Source organism: Devosia sp. (genome assembly GCF_048261455.1).
In the GTDB taxonomy this organism is placed as follows: Bacteria; Pseudomonadota; Alphaproteobacteria; order Rhizobiales; family Devosiaceae; genus Devosia_A.
In genome coordinates this window covers 86,395-106,997 of sequence record NZ_JBLXGA010000002.1, presented here as the reverse complement: position 1 = coordinate 106,997, position 20,603 = coordinate 86,395, and the positions used below count along the sequence as shown (strand labels likewise).

Below are 20,603 nucleotides of genomic sequence, written 5' to 3'. Positions count from 1 at the left end.
AGATGAACAACGACAACACAAATCTGAGCCCCAGCGAACGTCACGATCTCGGCGCGCATGGCCGCGAGCTGATCCTAGATGCCCGCAATGTGGCGGTCGACTTCAAGGTCGAAGGCGGCATGGTGCATGCGGTCGAGGACGTCTCGTTCCAGCTGCACAAGGGCGAGACCATCGCGCTCGTCGGCGAGAGCGGCTCGGGCAAATCGGTCACCGCGCGCACCGTGATGCGGCTTCTGACCAAGCGGGCGCAGGTGAGCGACAAGACCGTCATCACGCTCAACGGTCGTAATATCTACGAGCTCACCGACACGCAGATGCGCAAGCTGCGCGGCAACGAAGTCTCGATGATCTTCCAGGAGCCGATGAGCTCGCTGAACCCGGTCTATACGATCGGCCAGCAGCTGTGCGAGGTGCTCCATCTGCACAACCGGATCAACCGCAACGAGGCGATGAAGCGGGCCGAGAAACTGCTCGAAGAGGTGCAGATCCCCGAGCCGGCAGCCCGGCTCAAAAGCTACCCCCATCAGTTGAGTGGCGGGCAGCGCCAGCGGGTGATGATCGCCATGGCGCTGGCCAACCGGCCGGACGTCTTGATCGCCGACGAGCCGACGACGGCACTCGACGTCACCGTGCAGGCGCAGATCCTCAACCTGATCGACGAGCTGAAAGACAAATACGGCATGGCGGTGATCCTGATCACCCATGACCTGACCATCGTCCGGCAGTTCTCCGAATATGTCTATGTGATGCAGAACGGCCGCGTGCAGGAGCACAACCGCACGGAGGACATCTTCCGCAACCCGCAGCACGCCTACACCCGGCATCTGCTGGCCTCCGAGCCCAAGGGCACTGCGCTGCCGCTCGACGAGGGCGCGCATGACACGGTGCTCGAGGGCCAAAACGTCAAGGTCAGCTTCACGCTGAAGCGCGGCGGCTTTTTCAAGCCGGACTTCTTCGAGCTGAAAGCCGTCGACAATCTCGACATCAAGCTGATGCGCCACGAAACGCTGGGGATCGTCGGCGAAAGCGGCTCGGGCAAGACCACCTTCGGCCAGGCCCTGATCCGGCTGATCGGCAACCAGGGCGGCAAGATCACTTTTGACGGCGAGTCGATCGAAAACTATGACCGCCAGCAGATGCGCCCCCTGCGCAGCCGCATGCAGATCGTCTTCCAGGATCCCTTCGCCAGCCTCAACCCGCGCATGTCGATCCGTCAGATCATCGAGGAAGGGCTGATCGTCAATGGGCTCGGACAGGGGAGCCGCGAGCGCATCGAGCGCGTGCAGCAGGCGCTGCGCGACGCCGGCATGCCCGACACCATCCTCAACCGCTTCCCGCATGAGTTCTCGGGCGGCCAGCGCCAGCGCATCGCCATTGCCCGGGCCATTGCGCTCGAGCCGGAATTCATCCTGCTGGACGAACCCACCTCGGCCCTCGACCTGTCGGTGCAGGCCCAGATCATCGAACTGCTGCGCAAGCTGCAGGACGAAAAGGGCCTGAGCTACCTGTTCATCTCGCACGATCTCAAGGTTGTCCGTGCGCTGTGCCATCGGGTGATGGTGATGCAGCACGGCAAGGTGGTGGAAGAGGGCCCCGTGGCCGACGTATTGACCAACCCGCAGACAGATTACACGGCCCGCCTCGTGCGCGCCGCATTCGAAATCGCCGCATAGCCGGCGCGCCAAAATCTACCGGAGACTTCCCTATGGCCAACCCAAAGATCACATTCATCGGTGCCGGTTCGTCGGTATTCATGAAGAACATTGTCGGCGATATCCTGCAGCGCGAGGCGCTGGCCGGCGCCGAAATCCGCCTGATGGACATCAATCCGCAGCGGCTCGAAGAAAGCGCCATCATCGCCGGCAAGCTGGTCAACACGCTGGGTGTGCCCGCGACGGTCGAGACCTTCGACAACCAGCGCAAGGCACTCGACGGCACCGACTTCGTCGTCGTCTGCTTCCAGATCGGCGGCTACGAGCCCTCCACCGTCGTCGATTTCGACGTGCCCAAGAAGTACAACCTGCGCCAGACCATCGCCGACACCCTCGGAGTCGGCGGCATCATGCGCGGGCTGCGCACCGTGCCGCATCTTTGGTCGATCTGCGAGGACATGCTCGAGGTCGCTCCCGAGGCGGTCATGCTGCAATACGTCAACCCGATGGCCATCAACACCTGGGCCATCGCCGAGAAGTACCCGACCATCAAGCAGGTCGGCCTCTGCCACTCGGTGCAGGGCACGGCGATGGAGCTGGCCCACGATCTCGACATTCCCTATTCCGAGATCCGCTACCGCTCGGCCGGCATCAACCACATGGCTTTCTATCTGAAGTTCGAGCACCGCCAGCCCGACGGCAGCTATCGCGACCTCTACCCAGATCTGGTCCGCGCCTATCGTGAGGGCCGCGCGCCCAAGGCCGGCTGGAACCCGCGTTGCCCCAACAAGGTGCGCTACGAGATGCTCACGCGCCTCGGCTACTTCGTCACCGAAAGCTCCGAGCATTTCGCCGAGTACACGCCCTATTTCATCAAGGAAGGGCGCGAGGACCTGATCGAGAAGTTCGGCATTCCCCTCGACGAATATCCCAAGCGCTGCATCGAGCAGATTGAAAAGTGGAAGACCACCTCCACCGAGTACCGCAATGCCAACACCATCGAGGTCAAGCAGTCTAAGGAATACGCGTCCGAGATCGTCAACGCGGTCTGGACCGGCGAGCCGGGCGTCATCTACGGCAATGTCCGCAACAACGGCGTCATCACTTCGCTGCCGAACAATGCCGCGGTGGAAGTGCCGTGCCTCGTCGACAGCTCCGGCATCCAGCCGACCTATATCGGCGAGCTGCCGCCGCAGCTGACCGGCCTGATGCGTACCAACATCAATGTGCAGGAACTCACGGTCGCGGCGCTGATGACCGAGAACCGCGAGCATCTCTATCACGCCGCAATGCTCGATCCGCACACTGCGGCCGAGCTCGATCTCGAGCAGATCTGGAACCTTGTCGACGACCTGCTGGCCGCGCATGGCGACTGGATCCCCGAATGGGCCCGCGTCTCGCCCAAGCAGAAGGTCGCCTGACCAGAAAACCCGGCCCGCGTCCTCGGCACGTTCGGGGACGCGGGCCAAACCGCTCCCGACTCGCCGTCGCCCTCATGGTGAGCCTGTCGAACCACGAGGGCCTAGCACGAGGCTGAAGGCAGACATGTCGCCCACATTCAAGATCGCCATCATCGGAGCCGGATCGGTCGGCTTCACCAAGACGCTGATTTCGGACCTGCTCAAGGTGCCGGAATTCGTCGGCTGCGAATTCGCACTCACCGACATCAATCCACACAATCTGGAGATGATCGAGGAGATCATCTCCGAGATCGTCAAGGTCAACGACCTGCCGGCCAAGGTGACGGCGACGACCGACCGGCGCGAGGCGCTCACCGGCGCGCGCTACATCATGAGCTGCGTGCGCGTCGGCGGGCTCGAGGCCTTCGCCACCGACATCTCGATCCCGCTCAAATACGGCGTCGACCAGTGCGTCGGCGACACCATCTGCGCCGGCGGCATCATGTATGGCCAGCGCAACATCCCGGTGATCCTCGACTTCTGCAAGGATATCCGCGAGGTCGCCGAGCCCGGCGCGCTGTTCCTCAACTATGCCAACCCCATGGCGATGAACACCTGGGCGGCGCTCGAGTATGGCGGGGTCAACACCGTAGGCCTCTGCCACGGCGTGCAGCATGGCGCCGAGCAGATCGCCAATGTGCTGGGCGTCAAGCTCGAGGAACTCGACTACATCTGCTCGGGCATCAACCACCAGACCTGGTATATCGACATCCGCGCCAAGGGCCGCAAGATCGAGAAAGAGGAGCTGATCGCCGGGTTCGAGGCGCATCCGGTCTATTCAAAAACCGAAAAGGTGCGCATCGACGTGCTGAAGCGCTTCGGCGTCTACTCGACCGAGTCCAACGGCCACCTCTCCGAATACCTGCCATGGTACCGCAAGCGCCCCGACGAGATCGAGCGCTGGATCGACATGAGCGACTGGATCCACGGCGAGACCGGTGGGTACCTCCGTTACTCGACCGAGCGGCGGAACTGGTTCGAAACCGATTTCCCCAAGTTCAAAGCCGAGGCCGCGAAGCCGCTGAGCGAGCACAAGCGCACCTCCGAGCACGCCAGCCACATCATCGAGGCGCTGGAAACCGGTCGGGTCTATCGCGGACATTTCAACCTGCGCAACAATGGCGTCATCCGCAACCTGCCCGATGACGCGATCATCGAAAGCCCCGGTTTTGTTGATCGCTTCGGTATCAACATGGTCGAAGGCATTACGCTCCCCACCGCCTGTGCCGCTACCTGCTCGGTCTCGGTGTCGGTGCAGCGGATGAGCGTCGAAGCGGCCATGGAAGGCGATATCGACAAGCTCAAGCTCGCCGTGCTGCACGATCCGCTGGTCGGCGCCATCTGCACGCCCGACGAGGTCTGGCAGCTCGTGGACGAAATGGTCGTCGCCCAGGCCGACTGGCTGCCGCAATATGCCGATGCCGTCCCCGGTGCCAAGGCGCGGCTCGAAAACGCCACGGTCAAGACACGCGATTGGCAGGGCGCGGCCCGCAAGGTGGTCCGCTCGGTCGAAGAACTGCGCGAACTGAAGGGCGCGCATCGCTGAAATCTGGCCGGCGCCCGGGCGAGAAGCCCCGTCGCCGGCCGCCCGATCCTCCCAGACTGACCCGTGGCCCGAAAGGGTTGCGGGTCTTTTGTTATGGGAAGGGGCAGAAGGCCGGCTCGACTTTTTGCGATCAATCTGCGGACCATGGCTCTATGCCGTCAGACGGGCTAGGATTCCTTGATCAGCGTCGTTTTGAGCAGAACAAATGGGTGAGGTTGAAAAGACGGCGGCGTCGTTGCGGATTGCTGGGGCAACGCTGGTGCCCGAGGACATCACCGGATTACTGGGCCGCCCGCCGGACTTCAGCTACCGGTCGGGCGAGCGCATACCCCTGCCCAATGGACGCGTCGGCGCCATCCAGCGCCACGGACTGTGGAGCATCAAGTCTGCGGTCGCCCGGCCGGGCAATCTGGATGCCCAGATCGTCGAGCTTTTGCGCGCCGTCACCGAAGACCTGGCCGTCTGGGGACAGTTGACCAGCCAATTCAAGGTGGATCTGTTCTGCGGCCTCTTTATCGCAGACGGCAATCAAGGCTTGACCATTTCGGCCTCAAGCCTTCTTGAACTCGGAAGGCGCGGCATAGAACTGGAGTTCGATGTCTATTCCCTCGACTGACTCACGACCGGGGGAATTACAGGGGTGTCGCAGTTGCCATCGTTAGCTCCACCGTCGCTCCCGCACACCCTGCAAGAACTCAGCATGCCCTAGCGCCTTGGTGGCCGCCTGCTTGTATTCCTTGACCAGCGCGTCATGCGTTTTTCTGGCGAAGCTGCGCAGTTTGGGGTCCCGCGCCATCTCGGCCTTGGCAAGGGCCGGGTCCAGCAGCCCGAGGCCGTCGAGCACCGGGTAATGCAGCTGGGTTTCCATATGCGGCAGGCCGAAGAGATACTGCGGGAAATGCTGGTGCCGCGGCATCTCCTGTTGCCAGCGGGCGAGGCGCTCGCGCGTCTCGGGGTGAATGCGGTTGGCGCGGACCTCGCGCCAGAACGGCGTGTCGTCGCGCTCGGTCATGTAGTGCAGATTGACGAATGAGCGGAAGTCGTCGACCTGCCGGGCGACGCGCCGGTTGTAGTCGGCACACAGGTCGCGCGTGATCTCGGCAGGATCGCGCAGATACTGGCCGGCGAACATCATCATCTGCACGATCGTGCCGTGGATCGAAGTCGATTCCAGCGGCTCGAGGAAGCTTGAGCTCAACCCCACCGCCAGCACGTTGTTGATCCAGACGTTTTCGAGCCGGCCGATCTCGAAGCGGATGTCGCCGCGCACCTCGACCTCGCGGCCGAGCGCCCGCTCGATCTCTGCATGGGCCTCGTCCGGCGTGCGGAACGCGTCTGAAAAAACATAGCCGCAGCCATAGCGAGTCTGCGTCGGAATCTGCCACATCCAGCCGGCATCCTGCGCCCAGGCGCGGGTATAGTTGGCGATCTCCTCGCCCGGCTCCACCGGCAGCCAGAAGGGCAGGGCGCGGTTGACCGGCAGCTCATGCGCATAGCTCACCCATGGCGCCTGCAGTTCGCCAACGATCAAGCGCTTGCGAAAGCCCGTCGCGTCGATGAAGAAATCGCCTTCGAGCCGCTCGCCGTCTTCAAACACCAGCGCGGTGACATCGCCGGTATCGGCGTCGCGTTCGACACCCGACATCACATTGTCGACCAGCGTGATCCCCTCGGATTTTGCCTTGAGGTACTGACCGACCAGCGCCTGATCGAAATGATAGGCCGGCAGGAACGGGCCGAGCGGCAGCAGGCTCCCATCCCCCTTGACCGTCCATGGCGCCTTCTTGCGCTCCAGCAGCGGGCCGAACAGATGCATGTCCTGCACCGGCTTGCCGACCGAGATCGCATAGACGTTGAGATAGTCGCTCGGCGCCCCCGGCGGCGCCTGCACCACCTGATGCGGGTCATCGATCGGGCCGTAATAGGTGACGCCCTTTTTGCGCCAGTCCTCGTGGCGGATGCCCAGCTTGTAGGTCGCCTCGCAGCTGCGCATGAAATCGAGCGTGTCGATGCCGAAATGCCGGAGGAACAGGTGAAACGCCGCCGTCGTCGCTTCGCCGACGCCCACGGTCGGGATTTTCGAGGATTCCACCACGTGCACGCGCGCATCGAGCCGCAGGCGTTTGATGGCGTCCTGGACGATGAACGCCGAAATCCACCCGGCGGTGCCGCCGCCGACCACCACGAAGCGCGTTGATGCCACTGATAAAATCCTCCCCGCCCGAGTTTAGGCGGTTAGGTAGGGCAGGGGAATGGGCTTCGGCCGTGTCTGCGCGCGCGCGAAGCCGCCAGCGCCGCGCGCCCCGATCTGTCCCCCTCATGGCCGGGTTCATCCCGGCCATCCAGTGTGCTGCCGCAACATCCCGCTGAATCAACGGGACAAGCCCGGTGATGAGGGGCGTGTAGCATGAGGCGGCCGCGCCCACCCGAGGCGCGACGGTGCAAAAAGAAAGCCCGGCAGCGCGCGGCTGCCGGGCTCTCGGGTCGTCAGGTCAGATGCCTTACTCGGCGATCTCGGCGTCGCGGAAATACGGCACGTTCAGCGACGAGCGCCAGAAGCCGGTCACTTCGGGGCTCATCATCATGTAGTTGTAACGGTGGTACTGCGGCAGGATGACGTGATCGTTCATCAGGATTGCCTCGGCCTTGCGCATTTCGGCCAGCGATTCCGCCTCGTCCCCGGTCGCCTTCGCCGCGGCGATCGCCGCGTCATAGTCGGCATTCGACCAGTTGTTGAGGTTGTTCGGGCTGCCGGTCACGAAGTTGTCGAGGAAGGTCATCGGGTGCGGATAGTCGGCACCCCAGCCCATCTGCGCGATCTGGTATTCGACCTTCTGCACGTCCGGGTAATAGACCTGCCACTCGGTCGCCTGGATGGCGACGTCGATGTTCAAGTTTTCCTTCCACATCTGCTGGATGGCTTCCAGCAGCTTCTCGATCGGCGGCGACGAATAGGTGACGTAGAGCGTGTCCGGGAAGCCTTCGCCGTTCGGATAGCCGGCCTCGGCCAGCTCGGCCTGGGCGCCTTCCACATCGGCGGTCTCGCTGAGGCCGAACGTGTCACGGCCTTCAGTGAACTCTTCGCCGGCGACGTTCATGCCCGGCGGCACGAGGCCGAGGGCAGGGGTGTCGGCCGACTGCAGCACGAACTCGACGATGTCGGTCCGGTCGATCGCCATATCCAGCGCCTTGCGCACGTGGATATTGTCCAGCGGCGCCTGATGCGGGTTGAAGAAGGCATAGGTGGTGCCGAGCGCCGGCACGACCATGAAGCCATCGGACTCGACCGAAAGGCGCGGAATTTCCGGTGCCGGCACGGCTTCGATGCCGTCGACATCGCCGGCCTCGAAGGCGGCGAGCGCCGTCGCGGGATCGGGGATCAGGCGGAAAGTCAGCGTGTCGAGGCTGACAGCGTCGGCGTCGTAGTAGTTCGGGTTCTTCTCGAACACCACCGACTCGCCCTGGTTGAACTCGGTGACGCGGAACGGGCCGGTGCCGATGAAGGTCGCCGGGTCACGCGTCCAGCCCTCGGGATCGGCTGTCACGACGTCTTCGCGCACCGGGAAGAAGGTCGTGTAGGTCAGCAGCTGCATCATGTAGGGGACGCGCTGGTTCAGCGTGAAGGTCAGCGTCTTGTCGTCCGGGGCAGAGATCGCGATGTCGTCCGCGCTGCCTTCGCCGGCAAACGCCGCCTCGGCGCCCACGATCGGGTAGAGCATCGCGGCGTTCATCGCACCGGTCGAGGCGTCGAGCACGCGCTTCCAGGCATAGACGAAATCGCCAGCCTTGACCGGCTCGCCATCCGACCACTTCGCATCGCGCAGGTGGAACGTATAGGTGAGGCCGTCATCGGAGATTTCCCAGCTCTCGGCGAGCGCGGGGATCACTTCGTTTTCCGGGTTGAAGCGCACCAGGCCTTCGAACGTATTGCCGATGATTGGCGCAGCGAAGGTCTCGGCGGTCGTGCCGGGATCGTACTTGGCGCTCTCGTTGTTGACCACATAGGTCAGGTCGCCGGCGGCATAGCTGCCGGCGGTCGAGGCGAGCAGCGCTGCCGCGACGAGTGGCAGAACAAACTTCTTCATGATGTTCTCTCCTGGTTGTGGGGCTGGGCCCCGGTGGATTCTTGCGCCAGTTCGCTGGCGAAATGACAGGCGGACAGGTGCCCGCCGCCAATATCTTCGAGGGGCGGCTCCGCTTCGGCGCAGATCGGCTTGGCCAGCGGGCAGCGGGTGCGGAAACGGCAACCCGATGGAATGTCGATCGGGCTCGGGATTTCACCGACCATCGGCGCATTCGGCCGCGCCGCCTCCGGGTCCGGCACCGGAATCGAAGCCAGCAGCGCCTGCGTATAGGGATGGCTCGGCCGGTGATAGAGCTCGGCGCTGGTCGCCAGCTCGACGATCTTGCCCAGATACATCACGCCGATCCGATCCGAGATGTGCCGCACCATCGACAGGTCGTGGGTGATGAATAGATAGGTCAGCCCCAGGTCCGCCTGCAGATCCTCGAGCATGTTGACGACCTGCGCCTGCACCGACACGTCGAGCGCCGAAATCGGCTCGTCGCAGATCACGAGGTCCGGCTCGAGCGCGATCGCCCGGGCAATGCCGAGGCGCTGGCGCTGGCCGCCCGAAAACTCATGCGCAAACCGTGCCCCCGCATCGCGCGGCAAGCCGACGCGATCCAGCAGATCGGCAACCTTCTTCCGCCGTTCGGCCGGTGTGCCGATCTTCGCGATCTCCAGCGGTTCTGCAATCAGGTCGGCAACGCTCATCCGCGGGTTCAGCGAGGCATAAGGATCCTGAAAGATCATCTGCACCCGCCGGCGCAGGCCCTTCAGCTCGCGCTCGGGCACCGAGCTCACATCCTCGCCGTCGAACAGAATCTGTCCCGAGGTCGGCTCGTGCAGCCGGATCACCGTGCGCGCCAGGGTCGACTTGCCACAGCCGGATTCCCCCACAAGGCCCAGCGTTTCGCCCGCCATCAGATCGAGATCGACCCCGTCGATGGCGCGCAACAGCGGCCGCGGCGTGAACAGCGGCGCCGGCAGCCGGAAGTGCTTGTTCAGGTCGCGCAATTGCAGAAGTGGCGTCGTCATGCGGCCACCTCGTGAATACCGTCGACCTTGGGCGCCTCGGCATGATGCAGCCAGCAGCGCGCCTGATGCAACGTGCCGAACAGCGGCGGCCGCTCGTCGACGCATTTGCGCATCGCATGCGGACAGCGCGGCGCGAAGGGACACCCCGGTGGCGGCTTCAGCATGTCGGGCGGACTGCCGGGGATCGGCGTCAGCCGTCGGTGCGTGTCGTCGCGCAGGTCCGGCACCGCGTCCAGCAGGCCAACCGTATAAGGGTGCGCCGGCCGCGCGAACAGCTCGCGCACGGGCGCGGTTTCCATCACCAGCCCGCCATAGAGCACCAGCACCCGGTCGGTGACCTCGGCGATGACGCCCAGATCATGGGTGATCAGGATCACCGACATCCCCAGCCGCTGCTGCAGGTCCTTCAGCAGCGCCAGGATCTGGCGCTGGATGGTCACGTCGAGCGCCGTCGTCGGTTCGTCGGCAATCAGCAGTTTCGGGTCGCACGCCAGCGCGATGGCGATCATAACCCGCTGCCGCATGCCGCCCGAAAACTCGTGCGGATAGGATTTGAGCCGCGCCGCCGCCGAGGGGATGCGCACCAGTTCGAACAGTTCGATCGCCCGTGCCCGCGCCGCGTCGCGGCTGACCTGGCGGTGGCGCAGGATGGTCTCGATCACCTGTTCGCCCACCGTCAGCGTCGGGTTCAGCGAGGTCATCGGGTCCTGAAAGATCACGCCAATCCGGTTGCCGCGCAGGTTCGCCAGCGTTTCTTCGTCGAGCGCCAAAAGGTCATTGCCCTCGAAATGCGCGCTGCCCGCCTTGATCTTGCCCCCGGCTTTCAACAGCCGCAGCACCGACATGCAGGTGATCGACTTGCCCGAGCCGCTCTCGCCGACCAGCCCGAGCATTTCGCCCGGCCGCACCTCGAAGCTGACGCCGCGCACCGCCTGCACTTCGCCGCGCCGGGTAAAGAACGAGGTGGCGAGATCGCGCACCGACAGAATGGGTTCGTTTTCCATCAGCGCATCCTCGGGTCGAGCGCATCGCGCAGCCCGTCACCCAAAAAATTGAAGGCGAACATGGTGAGCGAGATGGCGGCAGCGGGGAAGAACAGCTGATGCGGATAGGCGCGCAGCGTCTCCACCGCCTCCGATGTCAGCGTGCCCCACGACGCGAGCGGCGGAGTGACGCCGAGGCCGATGAAACTCATGAAACTCTCGATAAAGATGGCCGAGGGGATCAGCATGGTCAGCGTCACGATGATCGGGCCGATCGCATTGGGGAGCAGGTGCCGGGTGAGGATACGGGCCGGCGAGGCGGCCATGGTCCGCGCCGCCGCCACATAGTCCTGGCTCTTCAAACTGAGGATCTGCCCGCGCACGATGCGCGCCATATCCACCCAGAATACCGAGCCGATGGCGACGATGATCGAGATCAGCCCATTGTCGAACACCACCATCAGCAGCACGACATAGAGCGTCAGCGGAATGGTCGAGATGATCTCGACAATGCGCATCATCACCGCGTCGACGCGACCGCCCAGATAGCCCGAGATGCCGCCGTAAAAGACCCCGATGAAAAAGTTCACCAGCGTGGCGACGAAGGCGACGGTGAGCGAAATGCGCGCGCCATAGAGCTGCCGCACCAGCACGTCGCGGCCCAGCTGGTCGGTGCCGAACAGATAGGTCATGTTCCAGCTCCAGCCCGAAGGCCGGATCTCCGCGCCGTCGAGCGCGATCAGCCGCGCCGGCAGCTGCGAATAGTCGAGTAGGATCTCGGCATCCCCGAATGTATAGGGCTGCTGCTTTTTCAGGATGTCCTTGCGTCCGCCGCGCAGCAGCCCCAGCACATGCCCGTCGTCGTCGAGCTGATAGAGGTTGAAGTTCGACCCGTTGAGGAAGAACCGCGTGCGCTCGCCGTCACTGGCGGTCACCTCATAGGTGTCGAAGGCCGGCGGGATATTGGCGAGCTTCAGGTTCTGCTGAAAATAGCTGAACGGGCTCAGCATCGGCCCGAAGATCGCAGCAAGCACCAGCAGCACGATGAAGACGATGCTGATCACGGCGGGCTTGTTCTCGAACAGCCGTCGCCGGGCTTCCTGCCCGAACCCGGGAGCGGGCGGCGGCGGCGCTGTGGTCTTGGCTTCGAGCGGCAGTTGTTCCCACTCGGCGGCGCGTGTCTCGGTCATGCGGCCACCCGGGTCAGCTTGATGCGCGGGTCGAGCCATACATAGAGCAGGTCGACGATGAGGATCATCACCATCAGGATGGCGGCGTAAAAGATCGTGATGCCCATGATGGCCGTATAGTCCCGGTTGGTGATCGACAGCACGAACTGCCGGCCGATGCCGGGCAGTGCAAAGATCTGCTCGATGACGAAGGAGCCGGTAACGAGATTGGCGATCACCGGTCCGATGACCGTCACCACCGGCAGCAGCGAATTGCGCAACCCGTGCTTGATGAGGATCTGGCCGCGACGCAGCCCCTTGGCCCGCGCCGTGGTCATGTAGTCCTGCTGCAGCGTCTCGAGCAGCGACGACCGGGTCAGTCGCGCCACGAAGGAAATCCAGAAGCCCGACAGCGCGAACACCGGCAGGAAATAGCCGCGCCAGTCATCCAGCCCGAAGGTCGGCACCCAGCCCAGCTTCAGCGCGAACACATACAGCGACACCGTCGCGATCACATAGCTCGGGATCGCGACGCCCAGCGTTGCGATGAACATCACCGTTGTATCCGGCCAGCGATTGCGGTTCAGCGCCGCGACGATCCCCAGCGGCAAACCCAGCGCCACGACGCAGATCACCGACAGCAGCCCGACCTGCAGCGTCACCGGCAGCCCCGAGGCGATCATTTCGTTCACCGATACGCCCGGATATTTAAACGATGGGCCCAGATCGAAGCGCGCAATGCTGCCGAGATAATTGAGGTACTGCTGCCAGATCGGCAGATCGAGCCCATACTTGGCGTTGATCGCTGCGGAAATTTCCGGCGCCATCATGCGCTCGGAGACAAATGGCCCACCCGGCACCGCGTGCATCAGGAAAAAGGTCAAAGTGATAATGCCGAACAGCGTCAGCGCCATCATGCCCAGGCGTTGGGCGAGGTAACCGACCATCTAATGCAAACCAGATTGTGAACGGGCCGCGCGGTCACGCAGCACACAGAATGAAAAACTCGTGACGGGCGTTATAGCATCCCTTTCCTGCTCGCAACTCAAGCGGGTGTGGCAAAAGATGCTGACAAATCGCATTCGCGTAGATCGAGTCGAGCGTTGTCAGATGCCGAAATGGCGCCTCAGAATGAGGAACACCGCGGTGGCCGGTACGATCAGATCGGAGGCGCGCGCCACCGCCTTGTCGTCATACTGCCCCTCGGCGTCCAGCGCGTTGATCGTGCCCACAAGTTCGCCGCCGACCATCACCGGCACGCTGAGCGACGCGTTGCAGCCCAGCGAGCGGATGGTCTCGAGATCGGGGAACTGCCCCTCCATCCCGGCCGCCGTGTTGATCGCCGTGATCTTGCGCTCGGTGCGCATTGCTTCGAACCATGGGTCGATGACGATCGGCTTGGTGCCGAGCACCGCATAGACCTCGGGATGGCTGGAGTAGACCCGCCGCACCTGCATCAGCGGCATCTCGATCGCCGTCAGCGTGAACAGCTTGACCCCGATCAGCGCTTCGGCGAGCCGGTGGAGGGCGGCGCCGGTGTCCAGCGGGTCGTCATGACGCGCCAGGACTTCTTCGAACTCCCGGAACGCGTGTGCTGGATCTGCGGTGGTCAATGCTGAGTCTCCTGGGTCGTCTGATGTGCCGCCGTCCATACAGGATCGGCATCGGCGACGCCGCCCCAAAATCTGCGCCCAGGCGTTTTGTCCCGCACGATCTTTAGGGCATGGGCCTGAGTCCTTAATAAAGTTGATCTTGTCAACAAAGGGGACAGCAGGCGACTGGGTTGGCCGCGTAGGATTTGAGCCGGTCCGACACCGAGAGGCATCGGACCGGCCTGCTTGTCTTTGAGCGTCTGCACGCGATGCGGTTGGGCGCAGACGCCATGGTCTCAGCCCTTCACGGCGCCCTGCATCAGTGCCGCCACGAACTGCCGCTGGAACGCCAGGAATATCGCGATGGTCGGCGCAAGGATCAGCAGGGCGCCGGCGCACAGCAGCGGTACGTCCGTGCCCCACTGGCCCTGGAACGCGCCCAGCGCGCCGGCCATGGTGCGATTCAGCGGATCCTGAACCAACACCACCGGCAGCAGGAACTGGTTCCAGGTCCACAGGAACAGCAGGATGGTCAGCGACATGATTGCCGGCCGGGCCAGCGGCACCTGCACGCGCATGAACTCCTGCCAGCGCGTGGCGCCGTCGAGCTGCGCGGCTTCACTCAGATCATTGGGGACGTTCAGGAAATGCGCCCGCATCCAGTAGACCGAAAACGGCATGTAGAGCCCAATCAGCGGCAGGATGATCGCAAAGCGCGTGTTCAGCAGGCCCATCGCCCGCACCTCGTAGTAGAGCGGCGTGATCACCGCCTCGAAGGGCAGGGTGAGCCCGAAGACGAACACGAGGTAGAGCCACTTGTATTTCTTGGTGGTGAGCTTGGCGAGGCCATAGCCGGCCATTGTCGAGATCAGCACCGAGATCGGCACCACGCCGAGCACGATCAGCGTGCTCGACAGCAGCAGCTGATCCATATGCGCCACTTCGAACGCCTTGACGAAATTGCTCCACTGCGGATCGGCCGGCCATTGCAGGCCATTGGGATAGCTGCCCGACGGCGCGAGCGCCGCCGACAGCATGCTCAGGAACGGCAGGAGCGTGATGATCATCAGCAGGACGATCAGCCCCTTGGCGAACAGGGATTTGGCGGTCACGGGTGTCATTTCTTCTCCCGCGTGAACCACTGGACGGGGGCAATCGAAAGCAGCACCAAAATCATCAGCACGATCGCCAGCGCCGAAGCGAGGCCGACCTGCCGGTGTGCAAAGGCCAGTCTGTAGATCTCCAGTCCTGGCACGGTGGTGTTGATCCCGGGGCCGCCCTGGGTCGCGATATAAACGATGTCGAAGCTGGCGAGCGCCGCGATGACCGTCACGGTCACGCACACGCCGATTTCCTGGCGCAGGCCCGGCAGTGTGATGTAGCGGAACTCGTGCCACGGCTTGGCACCGTCGAGCTTTGCCGCTTCATAAAGGCTCGGGTCGATCTTGGTGATGCCGGTCACCAGCAGCATGGTGCAAAGGCCCAGCAGCACCCAGGCGCCGATCACGCCCACGGCGGGCAGCGCGAAGGTGAAATCGCCCAGCCAGCCCTTCACCCAGCTCGACAGGCCCACGGCGCGCAGCATCTGGTTGACGAGCCCAGTCGAGGCGAACATCCAGCTCCATGCGATACCTGCCGCGACGAGCGGAATGACCTGGGGGAGAAACAACACGGTCCGCGTCAGCGTACCGAACTTGCCGGCCATCTGGCTGCGGATCGCCGATGCCACGGCCAGCCCGAGCAGCACGGGGATCAGGGTGAAATACAGCACCAGCTGGAAGGCATTCCCGATGATCTGCAGCAGATCGGAATCGGTGAGCACGGTGACGTAATTGCGCAGCCCGTAAAAACTGGACTCGCCAATGCCGTCCCAGCGCAGCAGCGAATAGTAGCCGGACATCACCAGCGGCCCCAAAACAAAGGCAGCATAGGCGATGAAGGCCGGCGTGATGAACAGCCACGCCGTCAGGGATTTGCGGCTCCCCCCGGAAAGGGAGAGCCGCTTTGTGTGCCGGGGTGCGTCCGGCCCGGATGTCATGGAATCAGTCATGTGAGGTCCCGGCCCGGACTGGGCATCTCCCGTGTCGATTAACGCGAAAGCTGCGTCTCGTACTCGTCCTGCACCGCGTCGAGCAGGCCTTCAGCCGTCTGCTGGCCACCCACCATCTTTTGCAGTTCCGGCGTCCAGCCGGCAGCAAAGATAGCGCCCGTGGCATTGGCGATGAAGTCCATGGCGCCGTTGTCCTGCGCCAGTTCCTGGCCGGCGGCCAGCGAGGCTTCGGTCACCGAGCCGGGCTCGACAGCCGGGATCGGCAGATCGGCCGGACCGCCGGGGTTCGACCCGCCGACTTCGACGTTGATCTGGCGGGCTTCCGGATTGGTCGCTACCCAGTTCAGGAAGAAGGCAGCACAATCGGGATGCTCGGCCTTGGCGGAAATGCCGAAGGTCAGCGGCGCGGACATCGACGCATGACGGCCGTCGGCCTCTTCGGTCGGCATGATGAAGAAGCCGAACTTGCCCGGTGCATTGGTGTCGAAATTGCCCGACTCCCAGTCACCGTTGAACATGAACAGGCCTTCACCGCCGATGAAGCGGCTCATCATCTGGAAATATTCGATGGCGTTGGCGTCTGGCGGGAAGTAGCCGGCGTCGATCCATCCCTTGAGATGCTCGGCCGCTTCCAGGTTCGCTTCGGTGTCGATCGTGGCGCCTTCCTTCTGGAAGATCCACTCGTTGATCGGCTCCGGATCGCCATAGGCGCCCATGAGGTTCTGCAGCGGGAAGGCGAAACCGCCGGTGCCCTTGTTCCACTGCATGACCGGTAGCAGGCCGGCGTCCTTGGCCTTGGCCATGAGCGCGTCCAGCTCGGCGACGGTCTGCGGCGGCTCGGTCATGCCGATCTGCTCGGCCAGTTCCTTGTTATAGAACACGCCGGTCATCGAGTAGTTGAGGCCCATCGCATACAGCGAACCACTGCCACGCGGGCGGCCGCCCTCTTCGACGCGCAGCTGCACCAGCTGCGAGGCGGGGAACTGATCCCAGCCGAACTCTTCGAAATAGCCATCAAGGTTGAGCAGCAGGTTGTTGGCAACCAGATCGCTCATCGAGGGCAGACGGACCAGATCGGGCGCATTGTCTTCCGACAACAGCCGCGGCGTGGTCTCCATCATGTTGGCGAACTGATCTTCCTTGATGTCAAAGGTGACATTCGGGAACTGCCTTGTGAACTCTTCGGCCAGCCGCGTCGGCAGCGGGAAGCCGGTCTCGAAATACGAGTTCATCACGACGGGGTCGGTGCCGCAGCTCGGCGCAGCGAGTGCGGTGCCGGTCACGGCGGCAGCGGAAAGGCTTAGGGCGATGCGAAGTGCATGGAGAGACTTGGTTCTCACGGCTTTCTCCTCCGGGGTAAATTGGGCAGCGAGGTTTCCTCGTCTGCTAAATGGATGTAGCGCACGGGCAATCGGCGGAGTCAATATCCCGCCGAACCACCCGCGGGTGCGTTAGACAAGCAAACGCAGGGCATCGAGCACCTGCGTCGCCCGTTGGTCTTCCGGCCCCATCATATAGTTGGTGACATAGCCGAAACCGATACGGCGGGCGGGATCGGCAAAGCCCACCTGGCCCCCCGCACCATCATGACCGAAGCAGCCATCCGATAGATAGCGCCGTGCTTCGGAATCGAGCTGGAAGCCGCAGCCCCAGCGCGAATAAGGACCTTCACCGCCGAACACCGGTGCGCCAGAGCTGCGGGGTCTCGTCGCCTCGACGATCACAGCATCGTCCAGCAAACGGATGCCCTTTGTCGGTGTTACGGCGGCCGACCAGATGGTCGCCAGCGCCTCGGCGGTGGCAATCCCGCCGGCACCGGCCAGTTCGGCACCGCGAATGACCTGTGTGTTGAACCCGCCTGTTTCCGTTACCAGCGTCGGCGGCAGGGCATTGCCAAGCGTCATGGCGCGAAACGGCCAGTTCGGCTCGGGCTTTGCCGCTTCGTCGGCCCATAGCGCCCGCAGCAGCGGGCTGACCTGCAGGTGCGCAGGCCGGTCCGCCAAACGGTCCGGCAGTCCAATCCAGGCATCGAGCTTGAGGGGCTCCGTAACGAGGCTGGCCAGATAGCCGCCGATCGATTGTCCGGTCGCGCGCCGCACCAGCTCGCCGGTCAGCCAGCCATGCGTCAGCGCGTGATAGCCATAGCCGGTGCCCGGTGGCCACAGCGGTTCCTGCGCGGCAAGCCGGGCCGCCATCTGCTCGGCATCGACGATGTCGCGGACCGTCAGCACATCGCGGGGCGCCGAAAGGCCGCCCCGATGCGCCAGCACGTCCCCGACGCTGATGGCGTCCTTGCCCTCTGGCGCAAACTCCGGCCAGTACTGCGCCATCGGCGCGTCATAGGCCAGCTTGCCCTCCATCACGAGGCGCGCCACCAGCAGCGAGGCGATGCCTTTCGTGCACGAAAAAATGACCGATGGCGTGTCGGCCTCCCAGGCACGGTCGGTGCGCGCATCGGCAACGCCGCCCCAGAGGTTGATGACGGGCTGGCCGTCGATCATCACGCACAGCGCCGCCCCCATGTTGGGATTGTCCACGAACCCTTTGGCAAAAGCATCGGCGACCGGCGCGAAGCCGTCTGCCACGTGACCCGAGATCTTTGCGCTCATGATGAGGCCTGAATGCTCAGATAGCCGTCGGCGTCGGTCTGCAGCGCAATCGGGTCGCTGATCCCCCCGCTAAACCCGCCGTCGGGCGTGTCATTGTGGAAGGCCATCAGAAACGCCGCACCGGTCCGGTCCTTCACGACACGCCCGGCATAGAGCGACTGGTCGACCAGAAGGCGCGCCTGGCGCGGGTCGATCGGCCCCGGCACCTCGCCCACCGGCATGCTGAATACGCCGCCCATCTTGCCGGCGTTGATGCCGGAAAGCGTCGTGCTGGCACTGCAGAACACCAGATGGTCGCTCCCCTCGACGCGCACCGTCTGGAACACTTCGAGATGCGCAAACCCGCCGCCGCTCTGGCTCAGGGGCGGCTGCAAGGTCCAAGTGCCGAGATCGGGCGATGTGGCATGGCCCACCACGCCGCGCTCGGGGTCCGGGCCTTCGTTGCTGCGGGCGGTGATCAGCATGTGCCACAGCTGGTCGTGTTCGCGCCAGAACACCCAGGGGTCCCGGAATGCTTCTTCGGGCCAGCTGCTGGTCCCCAGCGTTTCATACCACTTGGGGTCGGCGACACAGATCGGCCCGGGCTGTTTGGTCCAGGTTTCGAGGTCGGGCGAGGTCGCGACGCCGATGGTCTCGACATTGACGAAATTGTCCGGGTTCAGGAAGCGCGAGCCGGTGTAGAACATCCGCCACAGCCCGTCCGGACCTTTCACGACGCTGCCGGTCCAGGTGGCGCTGCCGTCAAAACTTCCCGGCGCGCCGGCGTCGAACACCTGACCATGGTTCGTCCAGTTGCGCAGATCGGTCGATGTCGCGTGGCCGATGCGGGCATTGCGATGCCGCAGCTGCGGGTCGCCGAGCGATTTCGGTGCGTGAAGATAGAACAGGTGATAGCGCTCTGAATCGTCAGCGCACCAGAAATCCCACACCCAGTAGCCGGGCAGATTGAAAGACAATAGAAACTCCTCCCAGAGCTAAAAGCATTTAGCACATGCTACGCGCCACCGAGCTTGTCAAGCGTGACGCTTCATGGCTATCCAAACGCACCGTTGTGCGACGGTATCTGGCGGCAATGTGGAGAGCGTAAACAGCGTGCCCAAGAAACGCGTGACATTGGCCGATGTTGCTCGCCTGGCGGGTTTGTCGACCACGGCCGCCTCGATGATCCTCACCGGCCGGCCCGACACGCGGCTGTCCGCCGAAGCCCACGAGCGGGTGCATGCCGCCGCCGCCAAGCTCGGCTATCGCCCGAACATCGCCGCCCGCGCGCTGCGCACCGACAAGTCGCGCTCTATTGCCTTCATTTCGGACTATGTCGCCACCACCCGTTTCGCCAGCGGCCTGATCCGCGGTGCCCTGGCGGGGGCCGAGGCGGCGCGCCATGTCATGCTGGTGCTGGAAACCGGCGGCGAACCCGCCCGCGAGATCCAGGCCGTCGAGGCGGCGCTCGATCGTCAGGTCGACGGTCTGATCTTTGCCGCCATGCGGGCGCGCGAGGTCTTCGTGCCGGACATGACGATCAACGCCCCGGTGCTCATGCTCAACGGCACCAGCAGCCGTTTCCCGACTGCCGTCCTGCCCGACGAATACGAGGGTGGTCGCTCTGCCGTCCGGCTGCTGGTGCAAGCCGGAATTGCCGACAGCATTGTCCTGCTCGGCCACAATGCCGAGGTCGAGCGCGGCCTGTTCCGCTCAGAACCGATCGCGCGGCGTCTGGCTGGCATCCGCGACGAGATGCAGGCGCAGGGGCTAACCTTCGAGGCCGAGCTCAGTTGCTGGAACTGGGAGCCCGCCAATGGCTATGACCTCGTCAGTGACTATCTGCGAACTGGCCATCCGCGTGCCTTCCTCTCGCTCAACGATCGGCTGGCCTTCGGCGCCTATCAGGCCCTCACCGAAGCGCGCATTTCCATTCCCGATCAGGTCGGCCTCGTCTCCTTCGACAACGACGAACTCGCGACCTACCTGCGGCCGGGACTGACCACGATTGGACTACCGCACGAGGCCATGGGGCGGGCTGCTGTCGAGCTCCTGCTCGCCGGAGGCACGGACGAAGAGACCCTGGTGCCGATGCCGGTGTTGATGCGCGGGTCGCTGCCTGGCGCAGTCGAGCCTGCGCCCGGGAAAGCCGAACCAGGAAATGATGTCGGGGCGTGAGCACAGGCAGCGCGACAACAGCGCAAGCTCTGCGTGACGGCAAAGCTGTAGTTCTCCCCACCACCCATTGCCCTTATAGCCTTCAGACTTGGTGAATATCTCGATTTTCTATGGACCTCGCCCTGCCGCGCGGGCCATACTTTCTTATGTTGCCTGGCCGCGTCCGGTGGGGCGAGAAACACCAGCCTCGGTCAGACACCGCACCGCATCCACGATCATGTGGAACATTTTGCGGCAGCATGCTCAAACTGTCGGCACAGTCATTGTTCGCATGCATATTGTAT

General features: G+C 63.8%; 17 protein-coding genes. 5 read left to right on the top strand and 12 right to left on the bottom strand.

Features of this window, described 5'->3' with window-relative positions:
• Window positions 1–2: 2 nt before the first annotated feature.
• The 4 genes from ACN0TK_RS02500 to ACN0TK_RS02485 all read left to right on the top strand — a co-directional run bounded on the left by ACN0TK_RS02500 (window position 3) and on the right by ACN0TK_RS02485 (window position 5,274).
• The gene (locus tag ACN0TK_RS02500; RefSeq protein WP_417307864.1) at window positions 3–1,673 is read left to right on the top strand and encodes an ABC transporter ATP-binding protein; all 1,671 of its coding nucleotides are present in this window, start codon (window positions 3–5) and stop codon (window positions 1,671–1,673) included.
• A gap of 32 nt (window positions 1,674–1,705) precedes the next feature.
• Entirely contained in the window at window positions 1,706–3,073 is a 1,368-nt protein-coding gene (locus ACN0TK_RS02495) for an alpha-glucosidase/alpha-galactosidase (protein WP_417307863.1), read from the top strand.
• Between the two features lie 124 nt (window positions 3,074–3,197).
• Window positions 3,198–4,658: an alpha-glucosidase/alpha-galactosidase gene (locus ACN0TK_RS02490; protein WP_417307862.1), complete on the top strand. Its 1,461-nt coding sequence runs from the start codon at window positions 3,198–3,200 to the stop codon at window positions 4,656–4,658.
• A 205-nt stretch (window positions 4,659–4,863) separates the two neighbouring features.
• Window positions 4,864–5,274: a DUF4279 domain-containing protein gene (locus ACN0TK_RS02485; RefSeq protein ID WP_417307861.1), complete on the top strand. Its 411-nt coding sequence runs from the start codon at window positions 4,864–4,866 to the stop codon at window positions 5,272–5,274.
• A 42-nt stretch (window positions 5,275–5,316) separates the two neighbouring features.
• On the opposite strand, the gene ACN0TK_RS02480 is transcribed toward ACN0TK_RS02485, so the two are convergent.
• From ACN0TK_RS02480 to ACN0TK_RS02425, 12 genes are all read right to left on the bottom strand, one after another.
• Window positions 5,317–6,861: a tryptophan halogenase family protein gene (locus ACN0TK_RS02480; protein WP_417307860.1), complete on the bottom strand. Its 1,545-nt coding sequence runs from the start codon at window positions 6,859–6,861 to the stop codon at window positions 5,317–5,319.
• Window positions 6,862–7,159: 298 nt separating this feature from the next.
• A complete protein-coding gene (locus ACN0TK_RS02475; protein ID WP_417307859.1) occupies window positions 7,160–8,743 on the bottom strand; it encodes a peptide ABC transporter substrate-binding protein in 1,584 nt (527 codons plus the stop codon).
• Entirely contained in the window at window positions 8,740–9,759 is a 1,020-nt protein-coding gene (locus ACN0TK_RS02470) for an ABC transporter ATP-binding protein (protein ID WP_417307858.1), read from the bottom strand. Before ACN0TK_RS02470 ends, ACN0TK_RS02475 begins: the two co-directional genes overlap by 4 nt.
• On the bottom strand, window positions 9,756–10,763 hold the full coding sequence (locus tag ACN0TK_RS02465; RefSeq protein ID WP_417307857.1) for an ABC transporter ATP-binding protein: 1,008 nt from the start codon (window positions 10,761–10,763) through the stop codon (window positions 9,756–9,758). The genes ACN0TK_RS02470 and ACN0TK_RS02465 overlap by 4 nt, the downstream gene beginning before the upstream one ends.
• The gene (locus ACN0TK_RS02460) at window positions 10,763–11,932 is read right to left on the bottom strand and encodes an ABC transporter permease (protein WP_417307856.1); all 1,170 of its coding nucleotides are present in this window, start codon (window positions 11,930–11,932) and stop codon (window positions 10,763–10,765) included. Before ACN0TK_RS02460 ends, ACN0TK_RS02465 begins: the two co-directional genes overlap by 1 nt.
• Complete coding sequence (locus ACN0TK_RS02455) at window positions 11,929–12,858, bottom strand: ABC transporter permease (protein ID WP_417307855.1); 930 nt, start codon at window positions 12,856–12,858, stop codon at window positions 11,929–11,931. The genes ACN0TK_RS02460 and ACN0TK_RS02455 overlap by 4 nt, the downstream gene beginning before the upstream one ends.
• Before the next feature lie 159 nt (window positions 12,859–13,017).
• Window positions 13,018–13,524: a GAF domain-containing protein gene (locus tag ACN0TK_RS02450; RefSeq protein ID WP_417307854.1), complete on the bottom strand. Its 507-nt coding sequence runs from the start codon at window positions 13,522–13,524 to the stop codon at window positions 13,018–13,020.
• Window positions 13,525–13,799: 275 nt separating this feature from the next.
• Window positions 13,800–14,624, bottom strand: coding sequence for a carbohydrate ABC transporter permease (locus tag ACN0TK_RS02445; protein ID WP_417307853.1), 825 nt, complete (start codon window positions 14,622–14,624; stop codon window positions 13,800–13,802).
• Entirely contained in the window at window positions 14,621–15,553 is a 933-nt protein-coding gene (locus ACN0TK_RS02440) for a carbohydrate ABC transporter permease (protein WP_417307852.1), read from the bottom strand. The genes ACN0TK_RS02445 and ACN0TK_RS02440 overlap by 4 nt, the downstream gene beginning before the upstream one ends.
• A gap of 38 nt (window positions 15,554–15,591) precedes the next feature.
• Window positions 15,592–16,893, bottom strand: a complete 1,302-nt coding sequence (locus ACN0TK_RS02435) for an ABC transporter substrate-binding protein (protein WP_417307851.1) — start codon at window positions 16,891–16,893, stop codon at window positions 15,592–15,594.
• 111 nt (window positions 16,894–17,004) lie between these two features.
• Window positions 17,005–18,162, bottom strand: a complete 1,158-nt coding sequence (locus ACN0TK_RS02430; RefSeq protein WP_417307850.1) for a serine hydrolase domain-containing protein — start codon at window positions 18,160–18,162, stop codon at window positions 17,005–17,007.
• Window positions 18,159–19,118, bottom strand: coding sequence for a hypothetical protein (locus ACN0TK_RS02425; protein ID WP_417307849.1), 960 nt, complete (start codon window positions 19,116–19,118; stop codon window positions 18,159–18,161). Before ACN0TK_RS02425 ends, ACN0TK_RS02430 begins: the two co-directional genes overlap by 4 nt.
• Window positions 19,119–19,254: 136 nt before the next feature.
• Here ACN0TK_RS02425 and ACN0TK_RS02420 point away from each other — a divergent pair, with 136 nt between their 5' ends.
• Window positions 19,255–20,319, top strand: a complete 1,065-nt coding sequence (locus tag ACN0TK_RS02420; protein ID WP_417307848.1) for a LacI family DNA-binding transcriptional regulator — start codon at window positions 19,255–19,257, stop codon at window positions 20,317–20,319.
• Window positions 20,320–20,603 lie beyond the last annotated feature (284 nt).

Coding starts and splice junctions, on each gene's coding strand:
- ACN0TK_RS02500 (WP_417307864.1), top strand. CDS start 3: ATGAACAACGACAACACAAATCTGAGCCCCAGCGAACGTCACGATCTC.
- ACN0TK_RS02495 (WP_417307863.1), top strand. CDS start 1,706: ATGGCCAACCCAAAGATCACATTCATCGGTGCCGGTTCGTCGGTATTC.
- ACN0TK_RS02490 (WP_417307862.1), top strand. CDS start 3,198: ATGTCGCCCACATTCAAGATCGCCATCATCGGAGCCGGATCGGTCGGC.
- ACN0TK_RS02485 (WP_417307861.1), top strand. CDS start 4,864: ATGGGTGAGGTTGAAAAGACGGCGGCGTCGTTGCGGATTGCTGGGGCA.
- ACN0TK_RS02475 (WP_417307859.1), bottom strand. CDS start 8,743: ATGAAGAAGTTTGTTCTGCCACTCGTCGCGGCAGCGCTGCTCGCCTCG.
- ACN0TK_RS02470 (WP_417307858.1), bottom strand. CDS start 9,759: ATGACGACGCCACTTCTGCAATTGCGCGACCTGAACAAGCACTTCCGG.
- ACN0TK_RS02465 (WP_417307857.1), bottom strand. CDS start 10,763: ATGGAAAACGAACCCATTCTGTCGGTGCGCGATCTCGCCACCTCGTTC.
- ACN0TK_RS02460 (WP_417307856.1), bottom strand. CDS start 11,932: ATGACCGAGACACGCGCCGCCGAGTGGGAACAACTGCCGCTCGAAGCC.
- ACN0TK_RS02455 (WP_417307855.1), bottom strand. CDS start 12,858: ATGGTCGGTTACCTCGCCCAACGCCTGGGCATGATGGCGCTGACGCTG.
- ACN0TK_RS02445 (WP_417307853.1), bottom strand. CDS start 14,624: ATGACACCCGTGACCGCCAAATCCCTGTTCGCCAAGGGGCTGATCGTC.
- ACN0TK_RS02440 (WP_417307852.1), bottom strand. CDS start 15,553: ATGACTGATTCCATGACATCCGGGCCGGACGCACCCCGGCACACAAAG.
- ACN0TK_RS02430 (WP_417307850.1), bottom strand. CDS start 18,162: ATGAGCGCAAAGATCTCGGGTCACGTGGCAGACGGCTTCGCGCCGGTC.